The following is a 15,901-nucleotide window of genomic DNA, read 5'->3' on the forward strand; positions in this document are numbered from 1 at the left end:
ATTAGTATGTTTAATTATTACAGGGATCAAACTTCTATGAACATATCTTTTTCTTCACCACATGATGGGCAAGTCCACTCCTGCGGTATATTTTCAAATAGAGTTCCCTCAGCTACTTCGCCTTCATCATCACCAATACCAGGATCGTATTCATAACCGCATCCATTACATACATAATGTTTCCAAGTTGGAACAAATTTCTTTGGAGTAGCTGACTTCATTTTCACCATTGGTGGAGCCACAGTCTTTGCTTCTCCATTATCTAAAGCATCAGTGAGAAGTGGTAATATTTCCATTAAATCACCCACGATACCGTAGTCTGAGTTTTTAAAAATTTTCGCATTAGCATTGATATTTATAGCAACAATTGTAGAAGCATCCTTTATACCCTTTAAATGCTGACCTGCACCTGAAATACCACAAGCAATATAAAGATTTCCTTTAAATTTTTGACCAGACATACCAACATAACGATTCAGTGGTAAATATTTAAGTGTTTCAGCTACTGGACGCGAAGACCCTATAGCTGCACCAGCTTGAACTGCCAAGTCTTCTATAAGTTTCATATTTTCTTTTTCACCTATACCTAGTCCTACGCTGACAACTCTTTCAGCCTTAGTTATAGGAGTGTCTATTGGAATTCCAACTGTAAAATCATATTTATCTGCCTTAAGAGCTTCCACAAGTGCATTCACTTTTTCACTCGCAGTTCCTTCCTTAAAAATCACTTTCTTACGGTAACCTGTTGCAGGTCCACGTTTAGTAGCTTTACCTGTGTTTTCGTTTTTCGGCATCTTACCTATGATGTGTGCAGCGATAACAACGCGATGAATCTCATTAGTTCCTTCATATATTGTACAAATTTTCGCATCTCTGTAAGCTCTTTCAACTTCCATACCTTTCATATATCCGTTTCCACCAAATATTTGAAGTGCGTCGTTTACGATCTCAAGACAAACATCTGAAGCATATTGCTTCGCCATTGCGGCTTCCATGCTGTAATTTTCATGGTTTTCTTTAAGTTCTGCTGCACTGTAAATAAGTAATCTAGCTGCTCTAAGTTTTGTCGCCATATCTGCCAACTTAAAAGATATAATCTGTTGCTGACATATAGGTTTACCAAATTGAACCCTTTCTTTTGAGTACTCTAAAGCATTTTCATAAGCGCCTTGAGCTATTCCTAGAGCCTGAGATGCGATGCCAATACGGCCGCCATCCAAAGTTGACATAGCAATCTTGAAACCATCACCCAGATTTCCTAATAAATTTTCTTTAGGGACTAATACGTCGTTAAATAAAAGTTCTGCAGTAGCTGACGAACGAATACCCATCTTGTCATAATGTTGACCAATGCTAAAGCCTTCAAACCCTTCTTCCACAATAAATGCACTTATACCACGAATACCTATATCAGGCGTAGTAACTGCAAAAATAACGTAAATATCTGCCTTACCAGCATTTGTGATGAAGATTTTTTCACCATTTAAAATGTAATTATCACCATCAAGTACAGCAGTGGTTTCTGTACCACCAGCATCACTACCAGCATTTTCCTCGGTAAGACCGAACGCGCCAAGTTTCTCTCCCTTAGCTAATGGAACCAAGTATTTTTGTTTCTGCTCCTCTGTTCCATATGCATAAATTGGGTATGTGCCCAAAGATGTATGAGCGGAAAGAATTACGCCTGTGCCACCATCTACTCTTGATAATTCCTCAACAGCAATTGCATAACTTATTATGTCCAGACCTGCTCCGCCGTACTCTTTTGGAAATGGAATCCCCATCATCCCTATATCTGCTAGTTTTTTAATTGCTTCTGTTGGGAATTTGTTTTCCTGATCCAACATAAATGCAATAGGTTTAACTTCCTCCTCTGCAAATTCTCTGATTTTTGTTCTCAAATTTTCATGCTGTTCTAAAGTCTTAAAAAACATAAATACACCTCCTTATAATAATACGGTTTTATAAATGTCGCTTTTCAAAATCTGTAAACCCACAACACATAACTACCGCAAGCAAAACTAATCAATATGTTTTACCGCATCAACCATACCTATAAACGACTCCTTTAAATGTATACCTAAACCGTATACGTTTATCATATACCTTTTTTGTATACATTACAAGTTAATCTCAAACTTTTTTTTCGTCATTATTACACATAAAAATCTGTATAAAAGAATATCAACATTTAACTATAACTATGTATGCATATGTCACTTTACTAATAATAATTCCATTAAATTAGACAACCTCCACAACACTCGAGGAACATAGATGCATAGAGGTACGTGAAGCTGCGAATCATTTATTTGCCCTAGGAAATCAATCTATATTTATTGGAGATTCACTTCCTGACAACACTGAATTAGAAGATTTATCATTATTAAATTCAGATGTAGTTGAGCTTAGCATAGAATTAAAAGAATGTGATAATGTAGCCTTAAGATTATTAAGTGAAACTTACACTCAAAGAGAAGATGAGGCTAGAGATGTTATAAGAGCTAGCGAAAGTAGATTGCTTCTTAATGGTGATAAAATATATGAATTAAATACAATTGATAAAAATTATGGGGATATTACTATAGATAACGAAAATTACATGAGATATATGGGAGAATTACAAATTTTGAAAACAAATCAAAAATGGGATTATAGGACAAATGTTGTAGCTTCTGTTTTACAAAAGGATATATATCTATTAAAATATATAAAGGGTGGAAAAAAATTTCACTTTAACATAATAAATAACTAAAATTAAATTTAATAGGGTGTGCGATTATGAATGTATTACAGTATATAAAGCAAAATTACGATAGCTTTACGGATAGTGAAAAATTAATAGCAGATTACTTATTAGAAACCAAGGAAAGTATTTTAACAATGTCAGCTAAGGAAATAGCTTATTACTAAAACATCTGCCCCAACTGTTGTTAGATTTGCTAAAAAAATGGGATTTAATAGCTTAAATGAAATGAAGCTTCAGTTATCTATAAGTTTAGATAAAATGGATCAATCTTCTGAGTTTCAATTTTTAGATAGTGATTTAGGAACAAAAAATATAATTCACACAATAAAAAATTCAATAGATTCTATAATGCAGCAGACAGTTAACTTATTAGATGAAGAAGAGCTAGATAAGGCAATAGAACTTCTAATTAATGCAAAAGATATATATATCTTTAGTGTGGGAGTATCAGCTTTAGTCGGACAGGATTTTTATTATAAGTTAAGCAGAATAAATAAGAGATGTATATCACACCTAGATACCCATTTGCAAATAACATCATCTATATTAATGCAGCCAGGTGACGTAACAATAGCAATATCGTACTCAGGAGAAACAAAAGAAGTTATTAAATGCGCTGAAAATGCTAAAAAAAGAAAAATTCCAGTAATAGCAATTACAAAGGCTAGTATAAATAATAAGATAGCTGAACTCTCAGATGTAGTGTTACGTGTGCCCGCAGTTGAAAAATCTTTAAGGGAAGGTGCAATTAGCTCGAGAATATCACAGTTATCAATAATAGACATGTTATTTATAGGAATGGCTAGAAATAATATAAAAGAGGTAGAAGAAAAGTTAATTGAAACAAGAAAAGCACTTAAAGAACTCTATAATTAGGTTATGTAAATAAAAATAGGTTATTTCAAAAAAAATAAAAGTCCTGAATTAAAAAATTCAAGACTTTTATATTTTTACAACTATTCTATTTTATAAGTGTTAAAGAATTTAAAAGAGTTAAAAGTCTAGCTGCTAAAGTAGTTAACTCTGTGTTTTTTACTGTATACTTTTGAAACGCATTGTCTAATCTTTCATTTAATTTTTCAAAGTAAGTTTTCTCTACAGGTACTGCAGGTACTACTGGCACTGTAGGATCAACTACGGGTACTACTGGTGTAACTGGTGTAACTTCTGGTTTTACACAATCTTTTTTAGTAGTTGCATCTTTTACAGCTAACAAAACTGCATCAGCTTCAGTTTTTACTGCTGGATCTAATACTAACTTATTATCTTCAATTCTTTTTAATTCTACTTTTACTGCTTCTGCATTTGTAATAATTGCAGTTTTTAAAACTTTATTAGCATCTTTAACTGTTGCTATTTTATCCTTTTGAGCTTGTATAACTTCTTTCTGCTCAGCAGTAAGTGTTACTTTTATATCTTTAGATTCTACTTTACTCATATGGTTTTTAGTGTATTTCTCAGCCCAAACTTTATCTTTCGCAATTTTACTAGCTACTTTTGAATCACTTAATTTTGTATTATCCATATGATTTTTAACGAATTTTGCATTCCATTGCTCAGTTTTTGTAGTTTTAAAATCTATTTTCTGTGCTACAGTAGTTGGTTTTACACATTTCGAATCTTTATTTTGTTGAGCAGCATAAACCCCAGATGACAAACCTACTGATAATGTTAAAGCGACTACAAATAAACTTAATTTTCCTTTTTTCATGTTAACTCCTCCTCATATTTTCCTTATGTAGATAACAATTATGGATCATTATCCCATAATTGTTATTTCACTTATATATACGATACATGATATGATTTATTAGAGGGTTTTTTTATTTTATATAAAATTATTTTTGTATTAAGTTTTATTGGACAAAAAAAAACCCTGGAAATATATCCAGGAACTTGTTAGTTTATTAGTGAATTTTATTTGAAAGATTTTGTTTCTAAAATTTTATTACCTCCACTTAAAGACAAAAGTAGTTGTGAAGGAATATAGAAAAACCAAATTGAGAAAAAAGTTATTTGCTGAAACCTACTCATGAAATAACTTGGAAAAAGTGCAGTTATAGCTAATAAAGCTACACATATATCACACAAAAGAAAAAGCATCATACCTAAAACTATCATGTATTTGCTAGGTGATGAATATAAATTATTTTTAAAAGCCCCTACAGCTTTAATAATACTGTTAAGTAAGGTTATAACATAAAACAATGAAACAGTTATCAAAATATTAATCCCCTCAATGAAAAGGCTTGCTAAAACACATATTAACACTACACATAGAAAAACAATAAAAAAATTCAAAAGTGTTGCTTTAAGCTTTTTGGTAGTATACCTCGCACAATATGTGATTTGTACCAAAGAAAATAAAGCTACACCTAAAATAAAAAAACCAAAGAAAATTAGACATAAATCTGCTAGAACGGTTATAAACATTGCCAATTGAAGCAATAATATGTCTCTATGATTAGCTATATCCTTATCTGTATCCGCAAGTAAATCCTTAGTTGCGATTACGGATAACAGGAAACAAAGTAATATGCACACATACTTTATATATTCAGAAGAAATAAAAATTTTCTTTTTATAAAAATCCAGATATAAAAAGAAAATATACAAAATTATTACTATTCCTACTACTACCTTAGTCAATAAAATAAAGAAACCTCTATTTTTCATTACATATCACCACTTAATATATTTTTTAAAAAGTTTACGATGATTATATATTGTGTTAAAAAATAGAATTTTATACAAACCTAATTTCTAATATTGTGTCTTCTCCAGTTTATAAACATTATACGTTTTCATACTATTTAGACTATAGTGTGGTAACATATATTTATATAGATATTAATAATAAATTCTTAGGTGAGAGAGGGTTATTATGGGTACAAATATTAGGAAAACTGCGTGGAATACTTTTGTAAAAGATAATATTATTAGCTCATCAGTAAATCATCATGTTGCAGATTCTTGGAAAAGATGCAAAGGACTAGGTGTAGATTATAATGATGGAATAGGGAAAAACGTCAGTAGAGATGTACTTGAAAAAAATATTTCTGAAAATGAAGAACTTATTAAAATTGCACGTCCAATTATGGAAAACCTACATACTATAGTCAAAGGTTCAGGTTTTATTATAGTGCTTTCGGATAGAAGCGGATGCATAATAGAGGTTCTAGGAGATAAACCTGTAGAAGATAGTGCTGATTCAATCAATTTCAATTTGGGTTGTATTTGGACTGAAGAAGCTGTGGGCACAAATGCCATAGGTACGGCACTACTTATTGATAAACCTCTCCAAATTGTTGGTGAAGAACATTATTGTAAACCCCACCATAAATGGACATGTTCCGCTACATCAATACATGATGAAAAAGGAACTATCATAGGGTGTCTTAATATGTCTGGGAATAAAACAGCAGCACATCCTCATACACTTGGAATAGTTGTTGCTGCTGTATATACCATAGAAAAGCAAATTGCACTATTAAGATCTTATGAACTGATAAATACTACTTTTGACGGCACATCTGACGGTATAATAATTATTGACGTAGATTACTCTATAAGCAAATTCAATAATAGTGCTGCTGAAATTCTAGAAATAGAACCAAACGAATTATATAAGATTAATATAAAAAAAATGCTTAAAGATGTAGATCTTGAATTCCAGTCGTTCACTATTAAAGAAATGAGAAGTTATGTTGATTGTAACTTTTATATCAATAATAAGGCAATAAGATTCAGTGTTAATATGCTACCAAGAATGTCAGGAAACAAAGTAGTAGGTCTAGCAATTACATTTAGAAAAATAGAACACCTACACAAGACAGTAAATAAAGTTACAGGAAATAAGGCCTCATATACTTTTGATGATATTATAACCAAAAATAATAAAATGCTGTCGGTTATAGAAACGGCAAAAAAGATGGCTAAAACTAAATGTTCAATTCTTATCGAAGGTGAAAGTGGCACTGGAAAAGAACTATTTGCACAGGCTGCTCACAATTATAGCAGTTTTTCAGAAGGACCTTTTGTGGCAATAAACTGTGCTTCGCTACCGAAAGATCTTTTAGAAAGTGAACTGTTTGGTTATGAAAAAGGAGCATTTACTGGAGCCTCTAAGGAAGGTAACCCAGGAAAGTTTGAATTGGCAGAAGGCGGAACAATTTTCCTTGATGAGATTGGAGAACTACCTTTAGAAGTTCAATCTAAACTACTAAGAGTACTTGATAATTATAAAGTAAGAAGAATAGGTGGAAAAAGTGAAATAAATTTAAACCTAAGGGTACTAGCCGCAACAAACAGAAATTTATTTGAAGAGGTTAAAAATAAAAATTTTAGACAGGATCTATATTATAGGTTGAATGTTCTTAAAATAGATATCCCGCCTTTAAGAGAACGCAGAGAAGATATTGAACTAAGCGCAAATTATTTTCTTTCAAAACTTAAAAGAGAACATAATAAAAATGGTGCGGAAAAATTTAGCCCTGAATTTATCAATTACATTAACGAATATAATTGGAATGGCAATGTACGGGAATTACAGAACATTATAGAAAGAGCATATTATTTGTGTGATGAAAAAATAATAACCGAAAAATATCTCTTTGGAAATATATTAAAAAAAGATATGATGAATTTTGAGGTTGTTTCATTAGGAAATGCAGAAAAAGGAAATATAATAAAGATGGTAATTGAATGTAATGGAAATGTAATTGAGGCAGGTAAAAAATTAAATATAAGTAAATCCACAATTTATAGAAAAATTAAAAAATACAATATAAATTTGGATCAACTTATATGATTTTTCCCAAACGTGGGAAAAACTCTATTTATAGACCCACAAATGGGAAAAACAAGATCCATCATCCGCTTTGTATGTTTTGTATAACATAAAAGTTTCAATTGTGGGAATATTCTAATTTTATCAAAAACACTTAAATTATTAAAAAGACTTATATTAGGCTTAAATGCTTAGTATTAGTCTTTTTTTGTTATTTTAATTATAAAAACAGATTTTTTCTAGTTTTTTAATTGGCATAGTACTTGCTTTATATATTATTAGATCAATGAATTAACAAATCATTAGATCAATAGGTAAATTAAAAGGGAGGTAATGATATTGAGTATATCAAACAGTAAGGTTATTGATATGTATAAAACTATGCTAAAAATAAGAAAATTCGAAGAGGTTGCTATGAAGGCATCTGCAGAAGGACGAATTCCTGGGTTTATTCACTTATATATAGGGGAAGAAGCTATTGCTACAGGAGTATGTTCAAATCTAAGAAATGATGATTATATTACAAGTACTCATAGAGGTCATGGTCACATAATTGCTAAAGGTGGAGATTTAAAATTAATGATGGCAGAACTTTTTGGAAAAGCAACAGGCTATTGTAAAGGAAGAGGTGGCTCGATGCATATATCAGATGCCACAAAAGGTATCATAGGAGCAAATGGCATAGTAGGTGCTGGTCACGATTTATCTTTAGGAGTAGGTTTAAGTGCACAATACAGAGGAACTGATCAAGTTTGTATATGTTTCTTCGGCGATGCATCAACAAATCAAGGTACATTCCATGAAGCAATGAACATGGCTAGCGTGTGGAAATTACCAATTGTATTTGTATGTGAAAATAATGGATATGGAATATCAATGAGTCAAAAGAGACATATGGCAATTAAGGATGTAGCAGATAGAGGAGTATCCTATAATGTTCCTGGAGTTGTAGTTGATGGAAATGATGTTTTTGCAGTTTCTGGAGCAGCAGCTGAAGCTATAAAAAGTGCAAGAGAAGGTAAGGGACCAACATTATTAGAATGCAAGACTTATAGACAAAGAGGACATTTTGAAGGAGATCCCGGGACCTATAAACCAAAGGAAGAACAGGCAGCATGGTTAAAAAAAGATCCTATTCCAAGGTTCGAAAAATATTTACTTGAAAATTCAATTTTAAGCGAAGAAGGAATGACTGAAGTACAAACTGATATTAGTAGCCAAATTCAAGGAGCTGTAGAATTTGCAGATAATAGTCCTGAACCACAATTAGAATCAGCAGTTACAGATGTCTATAGTGACATAATAGAGGAGGTAAGATAATATGAAAACTATGACTTATATGGAAGCTCTAAGACAAGCATTAATAATTAAAATGAGGGAAGATGAAAACGTATTAATATTGGGCGAAGACGTAGGAGCCTTTGGAGGATGTTTTGGATTAACAGCAGGACTTTTTGATGAATTTGGTGCAAAAAGAGTAATAGATACTCCAATATCTGAAGGAGCAATAGTTGGATGTGCTATAGGCGCAGCTGCTACAGGCTTAAGGCCAATTGCAGAAATAATGATGGGAGATTTTGTTACAGTTGCAATGGACATGTTAGTCAATCAGGCTGCAAAACTAAGATATATGTCAGGTGGAAAAATGAGTATTCCATTGGTTGTTAGATTGCCAGGTGGTGGTGGAATGTCCGCCGCTGCTCAACATTCACAGTCTTTAGAAGCTTGGCTTACTCATATACCTGGACTTAAGGTTGTTTATCCATCAACTCCAGCTGATGCAGCAGGATTACTCCTTACAGCTATAGATGATGACAATCCTGTCGCATTTTATGAACATAAAGGCCTCTATGCCTTAAAAGGCGAAGTTCCAGATGACATCAAACCAATACCATTTGGAGTTGCTGATATAAAAAGGGAAGGAAAAGATATTACTATTATAGCTACAGGTAAAATGGTTCATGAAGCCTTAAGTGCTGCCGAGCAGCTTTCAAAGGACGGAATTGAAGCAGAAGTAGTAGATCCAAGGACACTATTCCCATTGGATAAAGAAACTATATTCAATTCTGTAAAGAAAACTAATAAAGTATTAGTCGTTACAGAAGAAAATAAAAGAGGAGGATATGGTGGGGAAATTTCAGCAATGATAAGTGAAGAATGTTTTGATAATCTTGATGCTCCAGTAGTTAGAATAGGAGCACTCAATACTCCAATACCATTTGCATCATGCCTTGAAAATTTTGTGCTCCCTGATTCTAAGGATATAGTTAATGGAGTAAAAAAATTATTTTAATTTTAATAAACTCAAATAGATATTCTTTATGCTAAAGATTATGGCGTAAAGAATATTTATATTATTCACAACATTAAATAATTACCTCAAAATTCCAATTAAAATTTTAATGTAAAGGAGTTTTTAAAAATGGATTATGATATTACAGTAATTGGAGGTGGACCTGGCGGATATGAATCGGCAATTAAAGCGTCTCAGCTAGGTAAAAAAGTTTGTATAGTTGAAAGCACACATTTTGGTGGCGTGTGTCTCAATGAAGGATGTATTCCTACAAAAACTCTCATTAAAACGGCCAATGTTCTTCATGATGTTAAAGCAGCTAATAAATTTGCAGTTGAAGGTGTCGATGTTGAAAATATAAAAGTATCAATGCAAAAATTACAAAAGAGAAAACAGATCGTTATTTCTCAACTTGTTAATGGTGTAAAAGGACTTCTTAGGGGAAATAAAGTTGCGATAGTTGAAGGTAAAGCCTCTTTCGTAGATAAAAATACAATCCGTGTTGGGGACACAAAAATCACTTCAGAATACTTTATTATAGCTACTGGTTCTAACACATTTATGCCCCCTTTCATAACACAGGAAGGAAAAACAAACATTATCACTAGCAAAGAAGCATTAGAATTCGATTATGTACCAGAAACAATTGCCATTATTGGTGGTGGTGTTATTGGTGTTGAATTTGCTTATCTTCTTTCAAGACTTGGTAGCAAAGTTTATGTTCTTGAACTTATGGACAAAATTCTTCCCATGGTTGATGAAGAGGTATCTAACATGGCTAAAAAAAGGCTTTCAAGTGAAGGTACTACATTCTATACAGGGGCTAAGGTTAAAAAAGTATCGGGAAATAATGTTATGTATGAGTTAAAAGGCAAAGAAGAGTTTGTTACAGCTGATGTTGTACTTATGGCTGTTGGAAGAACTCCAAATACTGATGGACTTAATGCAGAAGGTATTGGAATTGAGTTCAATAAAAAAGCAATAAAAACGGATAATTCACTTAGAACTAATATTCCTAACATTTATGCAATTGGTGATGTTAATGGAAAGGTTATGCTTGCTCATACAGCTTCTCATGAAGGTATTATTGCTGTTAAAAATATTTGTGGAGAAAACGAAACAATTTCATATGACAAAATTCCATCTTGTATATATATTGATCCAGAGATTGCATGTATAGGAATTACGGAAGCAGTCGCTAAAGAAAAATATAAAAATGTTAAGGTGGGTAAATTCCCAATGTTTGCTAATGGAAAATCATTAGTTGAGGGTGACACAGAGGGTATTGTCAAAGTTATTATTGATGGAGACCTTAATGAAATTCTTGGTGTTCATCTTTATGGAAAACATACTACAGATATGATTGCTGAAATTTCTTTAGCCATGACACTCGAAGCTACTGCAGATGAAGTTATTAAAACAATTCATCCTCATCCTTCAGTATCTGAAGCTGTACCAGAAGCATTTATGGCTTCAATTGGAAAGGCAATTAATTTTATTTAATAATATAAAGTTTAAATCGTATAAATTATTCATATATTATAAAATGCAAAATGGAGGGGATTTTATGGCAAAGGTTATAGTTATGCCAAAGCTCGGAATGACAATGAAAGAAGGTACATTGACTACCTGGAATAAAAAAGAAGGAGATACAGTTGAAGTAGGAGAATCTTTATTTCACTTAGAAACAGATAAGTTGAGCAATGAAGTTGAATCAAATGATGCGGGAGTAGTAAGAAAATTACTTGTACAAGAAGGTGATATAGTTGAATGTTTGGTGCCAATTGCAATTATTGCTAGCGCCGATGAAGATATATCTTCTATACTAAATGAACTTTCCGGTGGTAGTGTACCCGAGGAAGAAAGTAATACAAAAGCACCGGAAAAGAAGATTGAAGAAATTAAGAGTGAAAATATAAAATCAGGAAGAATAAAGGCATCACCTGCAGCTAAAAAGATAGCTTTAGAAAACAATATAGATATCACACTAGTTGAAGGTACCGGTCCACAGGCAAGAATAACAATCGAAGATGTGGACAAGTATATTAAAAATAGTAAAACCAAACCAAAAGTGTCCCCAGTGGCAAGCAAACTAGCAGAGAAATTAAATATAAATTTAGCAGGTATTCAAAAGAATGAAAGAATAATGAAGGAGGATGTTTTAGCTCTTTATAAGAATATTGAAACTCCTTTAAATAATCATGTTGAAAAGAGAGTTCCAATGTCTCAAATGAGAAAAATAGTTGGCTCTAGAATGCATGAAAGCTGGCTTACTTCACCAAGAGTAACTTTTAATATAAAGATTGATACAACTAGCTTAAAGAAAATTAAGAATGCACTTAAAGATGTATGTAAAGTAACTTATACAGATTTGCTAGTAAAGATTGTTTCCAAGGTACTACTAGAATATCCATTACTTAATTGTTCTGTTGATGGTGAAGAATTAATCTTAAGAAACTATGTCAACATAGGTGTAGCGGTAGGTCTAGATGATGGACTCATGGTACCTGTAATTAAATATGCTAACGAAATGGGACTAGAACAAATTTCAGCTAACGTAAAAGATTTAGTTCTAAGAGCAAGGAATAACAAACTTACTATGGACGAGCTTACGGGTGGTACATTTACAATAACCAATATTGGAATGTATGGTATAGAATCTTTCTCTCCAATTATAAATCAACCAGAAGTTGCTATCCTCGGAGTAAATAAAATTACAGAAACTCCAGTAGTTGAAAATGGTGAAATAGTTATAAAACCTCTTATGAATTTATCACTTACTGCCGACCATAGAGCAGTAGATGGATCAGTAGCAGCTCAATTTTTAGCAAAACTTAAAGTCTATATTGAGAAACCTGAGTTGTTATTTTTATAGAAGATATATTAGTATGGTAAACTCCTGTAACAGTGCTATTTAAAGATTATATTGGAGAGGAAGTGACTTTATGTTATTTGTTAAGCATAGCAATACAAATCCTTATAAAAATCACGCCATAGAAGAATTCTTAATGAGTAAATTTAATGAAGATTGTTTTATGTTATGGCAAAATCAAAAGTGCATTTTAATTGGTAGTTATCAGAATGCTTACAATGAAATAAATGTTGACTATGTAAAACAATATAATATTCCTGTAGTACGAAGGATTACAGGAGGAGGCGCTGTATTTAACGATGAAGGTAATTTCAATTTTTCATTTATTAGTTCTAATGTAGATAAAAATGGTTTTAATGAAGATAAGGACTGTTTTAATTTCGAAAAATTCACAACCCCTATTGTCTTGGCACTTAATAAACTTAGTGTTAAGGCTGAAATTTCAGGAAGAAATGATTTGACTATTAATGGCAAGAAATTCTCTGGGAATGCACAATACAAAGGTAAGGATAAAGTGCTGCACCATGGCACCCTTCTTTTCTCTTCAAACATATCTGATTTAGCTAATGCACTTAAAGTTAACCCTATAAAGATTGAAAGCAAAGGAATAAAATCTATTAAAAGTCGTGTAACCAATATTTGTGAGTACCTTAAGATTTCTATGACAACGCAGGAATTTAAGGAGTATCTTTTTAATGAAGTGTATAATGCTACTGCAAATGCAGAAATTTATCAAATTACAGAAAATGATTGGAAAGAAATTAATTATATATCAGAAAAAAAATACTCTACTTGGGAGTGGAACTATGGACAAAATCCCCAGTTTACTATGGAAAGAGAGAAAAAATTTGTAGCAGGTATAGTTCAGGCTTCTATGAATTTCACTAAAAATAAGATTCAAAACATAAAAATACATGGGGATTTTTTCAGTGAAAAAGATATATCTATTGTTGAAAATGCTCTGATAGGAGTTTCTTATGATTATAAATCAATACAAGAAGCCCTTAAAGATTTTAATATGCAAAAATATTTTATCAACATATCCACTCAAAACATTTTGGATGTATTAATTTAATACGAGGTGATAAAATGATAAGTACCAAAAAACCAGATTGGTTAAAAGTAAGAATAAAAGCGGGATCAAATACAGGTAATATCAGTAATATATTAAAAAAGCACGGTTTGAATACTGTTTGTGCTCAGGCCGACTGCCCAAATTTATATGAGTGTTTTAACAGAGGTACTGCCACATTTATGATCTTAGGTAAAAATTGTACTAGAAACTGTAAATTTTGCAAAGTTACAAAATCTGAGCCAGAGGAGTTAGATCCATTGGAGCCTGAAAATATTGCGAAAGCTATAAAGGAAATGAATTTGAAGCACACGGTTATAACCTCTGTAACAAGGGATGATCTCCCGGACGGTGGAGCAAGTCATTTTGCAAATACAATATCAGAAATTAAAAAACTCTGTCCGAATGTTACAATAGAAGTTCTTATTCCTGATTTTAAAGGAGATTATGAATCATTAAAAAAGGTTGTTAATGCTAAACCCTATGTTCTTAATCATAATATTGAAACAATCCCCAGTTTATACTCTGCTGTACGGCCAATGGCTGTGTATAAACGTTCCTTAGAGCTCTTAAAAAGGGTTAAAGAAATAGACAATGACATATTCACCAAATCTGGATTTATGGTTGGTCTTGGTGAAAATGAGGATCAAGTTATAGAACTTCTAAAAGATTTAAAAGAAGTTAACTGTGATATTATTACAATAGGACAATACCTTCAACCTTCAAAAAATCACTATGAGGTTGTTGAATATGTACACCCCGATCAATTTAAAAAATATGAGAATATCGCAAAGGAAATGGGGTTTATGTATGTAGCTTCTGGACCACTTGTTAGAAGTTCATATCATGCAGAAGATGAGTTAAGTAGTTTGTAAATTAGGTATTTATAGTTAATTTGTACTAAAATAAATAAAAAGGAGCAGAAATGCTCCTTTTTATTTATCAATTTGTATCCTTTCTCCAAATTTCATAACAAAATACAACTTCTACCACATGGTTTATTCATCACTTTTTATGTTAAAATAGAATCATACGAGATAAAAATATATGTTGTATTTTCTCTTGTAATCCCTTTGAAAGAATATCATAATATATAATGTACAGAGTAGTAAAAAATTCGTATTAGTAGGTGTGAATATGAGTAGAATTAGAATTTTTACAGGTCATTTTGGAAGTGGAAAAACAGAAATTGCCCTAAACTATGTTATGGATCTCGCTAAAACAGGAAAAAAGGTAGCCTTAGTCGATATTGATATAGTAAATCCATATTTTTGCTCTAGAAACATGAAGGAGAAACTAGAGAAGCTAGGGATTAAGCTTATAGCCTCAAGCTCTAATCTCATGAATGCCGAGCTAATGGTTATACCATCCAATGTTTATGGCGTATTTAATGACAAGAGCTTTGACGTAGTAATGGATATAGGTGGAGATGATCAAGGTTCCCTTGTACTTAGGCAATATAATGAATATCTAAAGCAAGAATCTTATGATATGTATTTTGTTATAAATAATAATAGACCATTTACTTCTAATAAGGAGGAAACAATTGAATACCTTAAATCAATTGAAAGAGCATCAGGTCTTATTGTTACGCACCTTATCTCGAACACCAATTTGTCCTATGAAACAAACATCGAAGACATTATTAAAGGCGATAAAATAGTTTCAGAGATTTCTCAGCAACTTAAAATTCCATATAAGTATATTGTTTGTACAAAAGACTTGGCTGACATTGTTAAAAACAAAGTTCACGCTAAAGTATATCCTATTGAAATATATATGAAGCCACCATGGAGGAAATAAAAATAATAACTTAATATTGTAGAATCAATATATTTATATATAATTTAAATCTTTTAGTTTAATGTAATCGTTTTAAAATAATATTGATATATAAGGAGGGGTTTTAGTGCCAAAGGTAACATTTAGAGAAGATAGATGTAAAGGTTGCAAACTATGTATTAGTGTATGTCCAAAAAACATTATTATGATGTCCACTAAATTGAATATTAAAGGACATCATCCTGCCTCGATAACTGCTGATAAAATGAAAGATTGCGTAGGATGTGCATCTTGTGCGAAAATGTGTCCTGACTGTGTAATTACAGTGGAAAAATAACAAGGAG

15 protein-coding genes are annotated in these 15,901 nt (G+C 31.8%); 12 read left to right on the plus strand and 3 right to left on the minus strand.

Annotation, left to right across the window (positions count from 1 at the left end; all coding sequences use genetic code 11):
• Positions 1-26 precede the first annotated feature (26 nt).
• Complete coding sequence (locus VIM70_RS02050; protein ID WP_331943626.1) at positions 27-1,934, minus strand: acyl-CoA dehydrogenase family protein; 1,908 nt, start codon at positions 1,932-1,934, stop codon at positions 27-29.
• A 479-nt stretch (positions 1,935-2,413) separates the two neighbouring features.
• Here VIM70_RS02050 and VIM70_RS02055 point away from each other — a divergent pair, with 479 nt between their 5' ends.
• The 3 genes from VIM70_RS02055 to VIM70_RS02065 are packed head-to-tail and all read left to right on the plus strand — an operon-like array spanning position 2,414 to position 3,625.
• Positions 2,414-2,755, plus strand: a complete 342-nt coding sequence (locus VIM70_RS02055; protein WP_331943686.1) for a DUF871 domain-containing protein — start codon at positions 2,414-2,416, stop codon at positions 2,753-2,755.
• 26 nt (positions 2,756-2,781) lie between these two features.
• Entirely contained in the window at positions 2,782-2,913 is a 132-nt protein-coding gene (locus VIM70_RS02060) for a hypothetical protein (protein WP_331943628.1), read from the plus strand.
• 37 nt (positions 2,914-2,950) lie between these two features.
• A complete protein-coding gene (locus VIM70_RS02065; protein ID WP_331943630.1) occupies positions 2,951-3,625 on the plus strand; it encodes a MurR/RpiR family transcriptional regulator in 675 nt (224 codons plus the stop codon).
• An 85-nt stretch (positions 3,626-3,710) separates the two neighbouring features.
• Here VIM70_RS02065 and VIM70_RS02070 read toward each other — a convergent pair whose 3' ends face one another.
• Positions 3,711-4,460, minus strand: a complete 750-nt coding sequence (locus VIM70_RS02070) for a hypothetical protein (RefSeq protein WP_331943632.1) — start codon at positions 4,458-4,460, stop codon at positions 3,711-3,713.
• A 206-nt stretch (positions 4,461-4,666) separates the two neighbouring features.
• Positions 4,667-5,425 (minus strand): lysoplasmalogenase family protein, encoded by a 759-nt coding sequence (locus VIM70_RS02075; protein WP_331943634.1) that lies wholly within the window; start codon positions 5,423-5,425, stop codon positions 4,667-4,669.
• A 208-nt stretch (positions 5,426-5,633) separates the two neighbouring features.
• Here VIM70_RS02075 and VIM70_RS02080 point away from each other — a divergent pair, with 208 nt between their 5' ends.
• The 9 genes from VIM70_RS02080 to VIM70_RS02120 all read left to right on the plus strand — a co-directional run bounded on the left by VIM70_RS02080 (position 5,634) and on the right by VIM70_RS02120 (position 15,894).
• Positions 5,634-7,559, plus strand: a complete 1,926-nt coding sequence (locus tag VIM70_RS02080) for a sigma-54-dependent Fis family transcriptional regulator (protein WP_331943636.1) — start codon at positions 5,634-5,636, stop codon at positions 7,557-7,559.
• Between the two features lie 312 nt (positions 7,560-7,871).
• Positions 7,872-8,858 carry a thiamine pyrophosphate-dependent dehydrogenase E1 component subunit alpha gene (locus VIM70_RS02085; protein WP_414648644.1) on the plus strand — a complete coding sequence of 329 codons (987 nt, stop codon included), beginning with the start codon at positions 7,872-7,874 and terminating at the stop codon, positions 8,856-8,858.
• Position 8,859: 1 nt separating this feature from the next.
• Entirely contained in the window at positions 8,860-9,831 is a 972-nt protein-coding gene (locus VIM70_RS02090) for an alpha-ketoacid dehydrogenase subunit beta (protein ID WP_331943638.1), read from the plus strand.
• Positions 9,832-9,960: 129 nt separating this feature from the next.
• A complete protein-coding gene (gene lpdA, locus VIM70_RS02095) occupies positions 9,961-11,334 on the plus strand; it encodes a dihydrolipoyl dehydrogenase (RefSeq protein ID WP_331943640.1) in 1,374 nt (457 codons plus the stop codon).
• A 64-nt stretch (positions 11,335-11,398) separates the two neighbouring features.
• Positions 11,399-12,706 (plus strand): dihydrolipoamide acetyltransferase family protein, encoded by a 1,308-nt coding sequence (locus tag VIM70_RS02100; protein ID WP_331943642.1) that lies wholly within the window; start codon positions 11,399-11,401, stop codon positions 12,704-12,706.
• Between the two features lie 70 nt (positions 12,707-12,776).
• Positions 12,777-13,778 (plus strand): lipoate--protein ligase, encoded by a 1,002-nt coding sequence (locus tag VIM70_RS02105; RefSeq protein ID WP_331943644.1) that lies wholly within the window; start codon positions 12,777-12,779, stop codon positions 13,776-13,778.
• Positions 13,779-13,792: 14 nt separating this feature from the next.
• Positions 13,793-14,650 carry a lipoyl synthase gene (gene lipA, locus VIM70_RS02110; protein ID WP_331943646.1) on the plus strand — a complete coding sequence of 286 codons (858 nt, stop codon included), beginning with the start codon at positions 13,793-13,795 and terminating at the stop codon, positions 14,648-14,650.
• A gap of 262 nt (positions 14,651-14,912) precedes the next feature.
• Positions 14,913-15,578 carry an ATP-binding protein gene (locus VIM70_RS02115; RefSeq protein WP_331943648.1) on the plus strand — a complete coding sequence of 222 codons (666 nt, stop codon included), beginning with the start codon at positions 14,913-14,915 and terminating at the stop codon, positions 15,576-15,578.
• Positions 15,579-15,684: 106 nt separating this feature from the next.
• Complete coding sequence (locus tag VIM70_RS02120; RefSeq protein WP_331943650.1) at positions 15,685-15,894, plus strand: 4Fe-4S binding protein; 210 nt, start codon at positions 15,685-15,687, stop codon at positions 15,892-15,894.
• Positions 15,895-15,901 lie beyond the last annotated feature (7 nt).

This window comes from Clostridium sp. (genome assembly GCF_036569345.1).
In the GTDB taxonomy this organism is placed as follows: domain Bacteria; phylum Bacillota; class Clostridia; order Clostridiales; family Clostridiaceae; genus Clostridium_AD.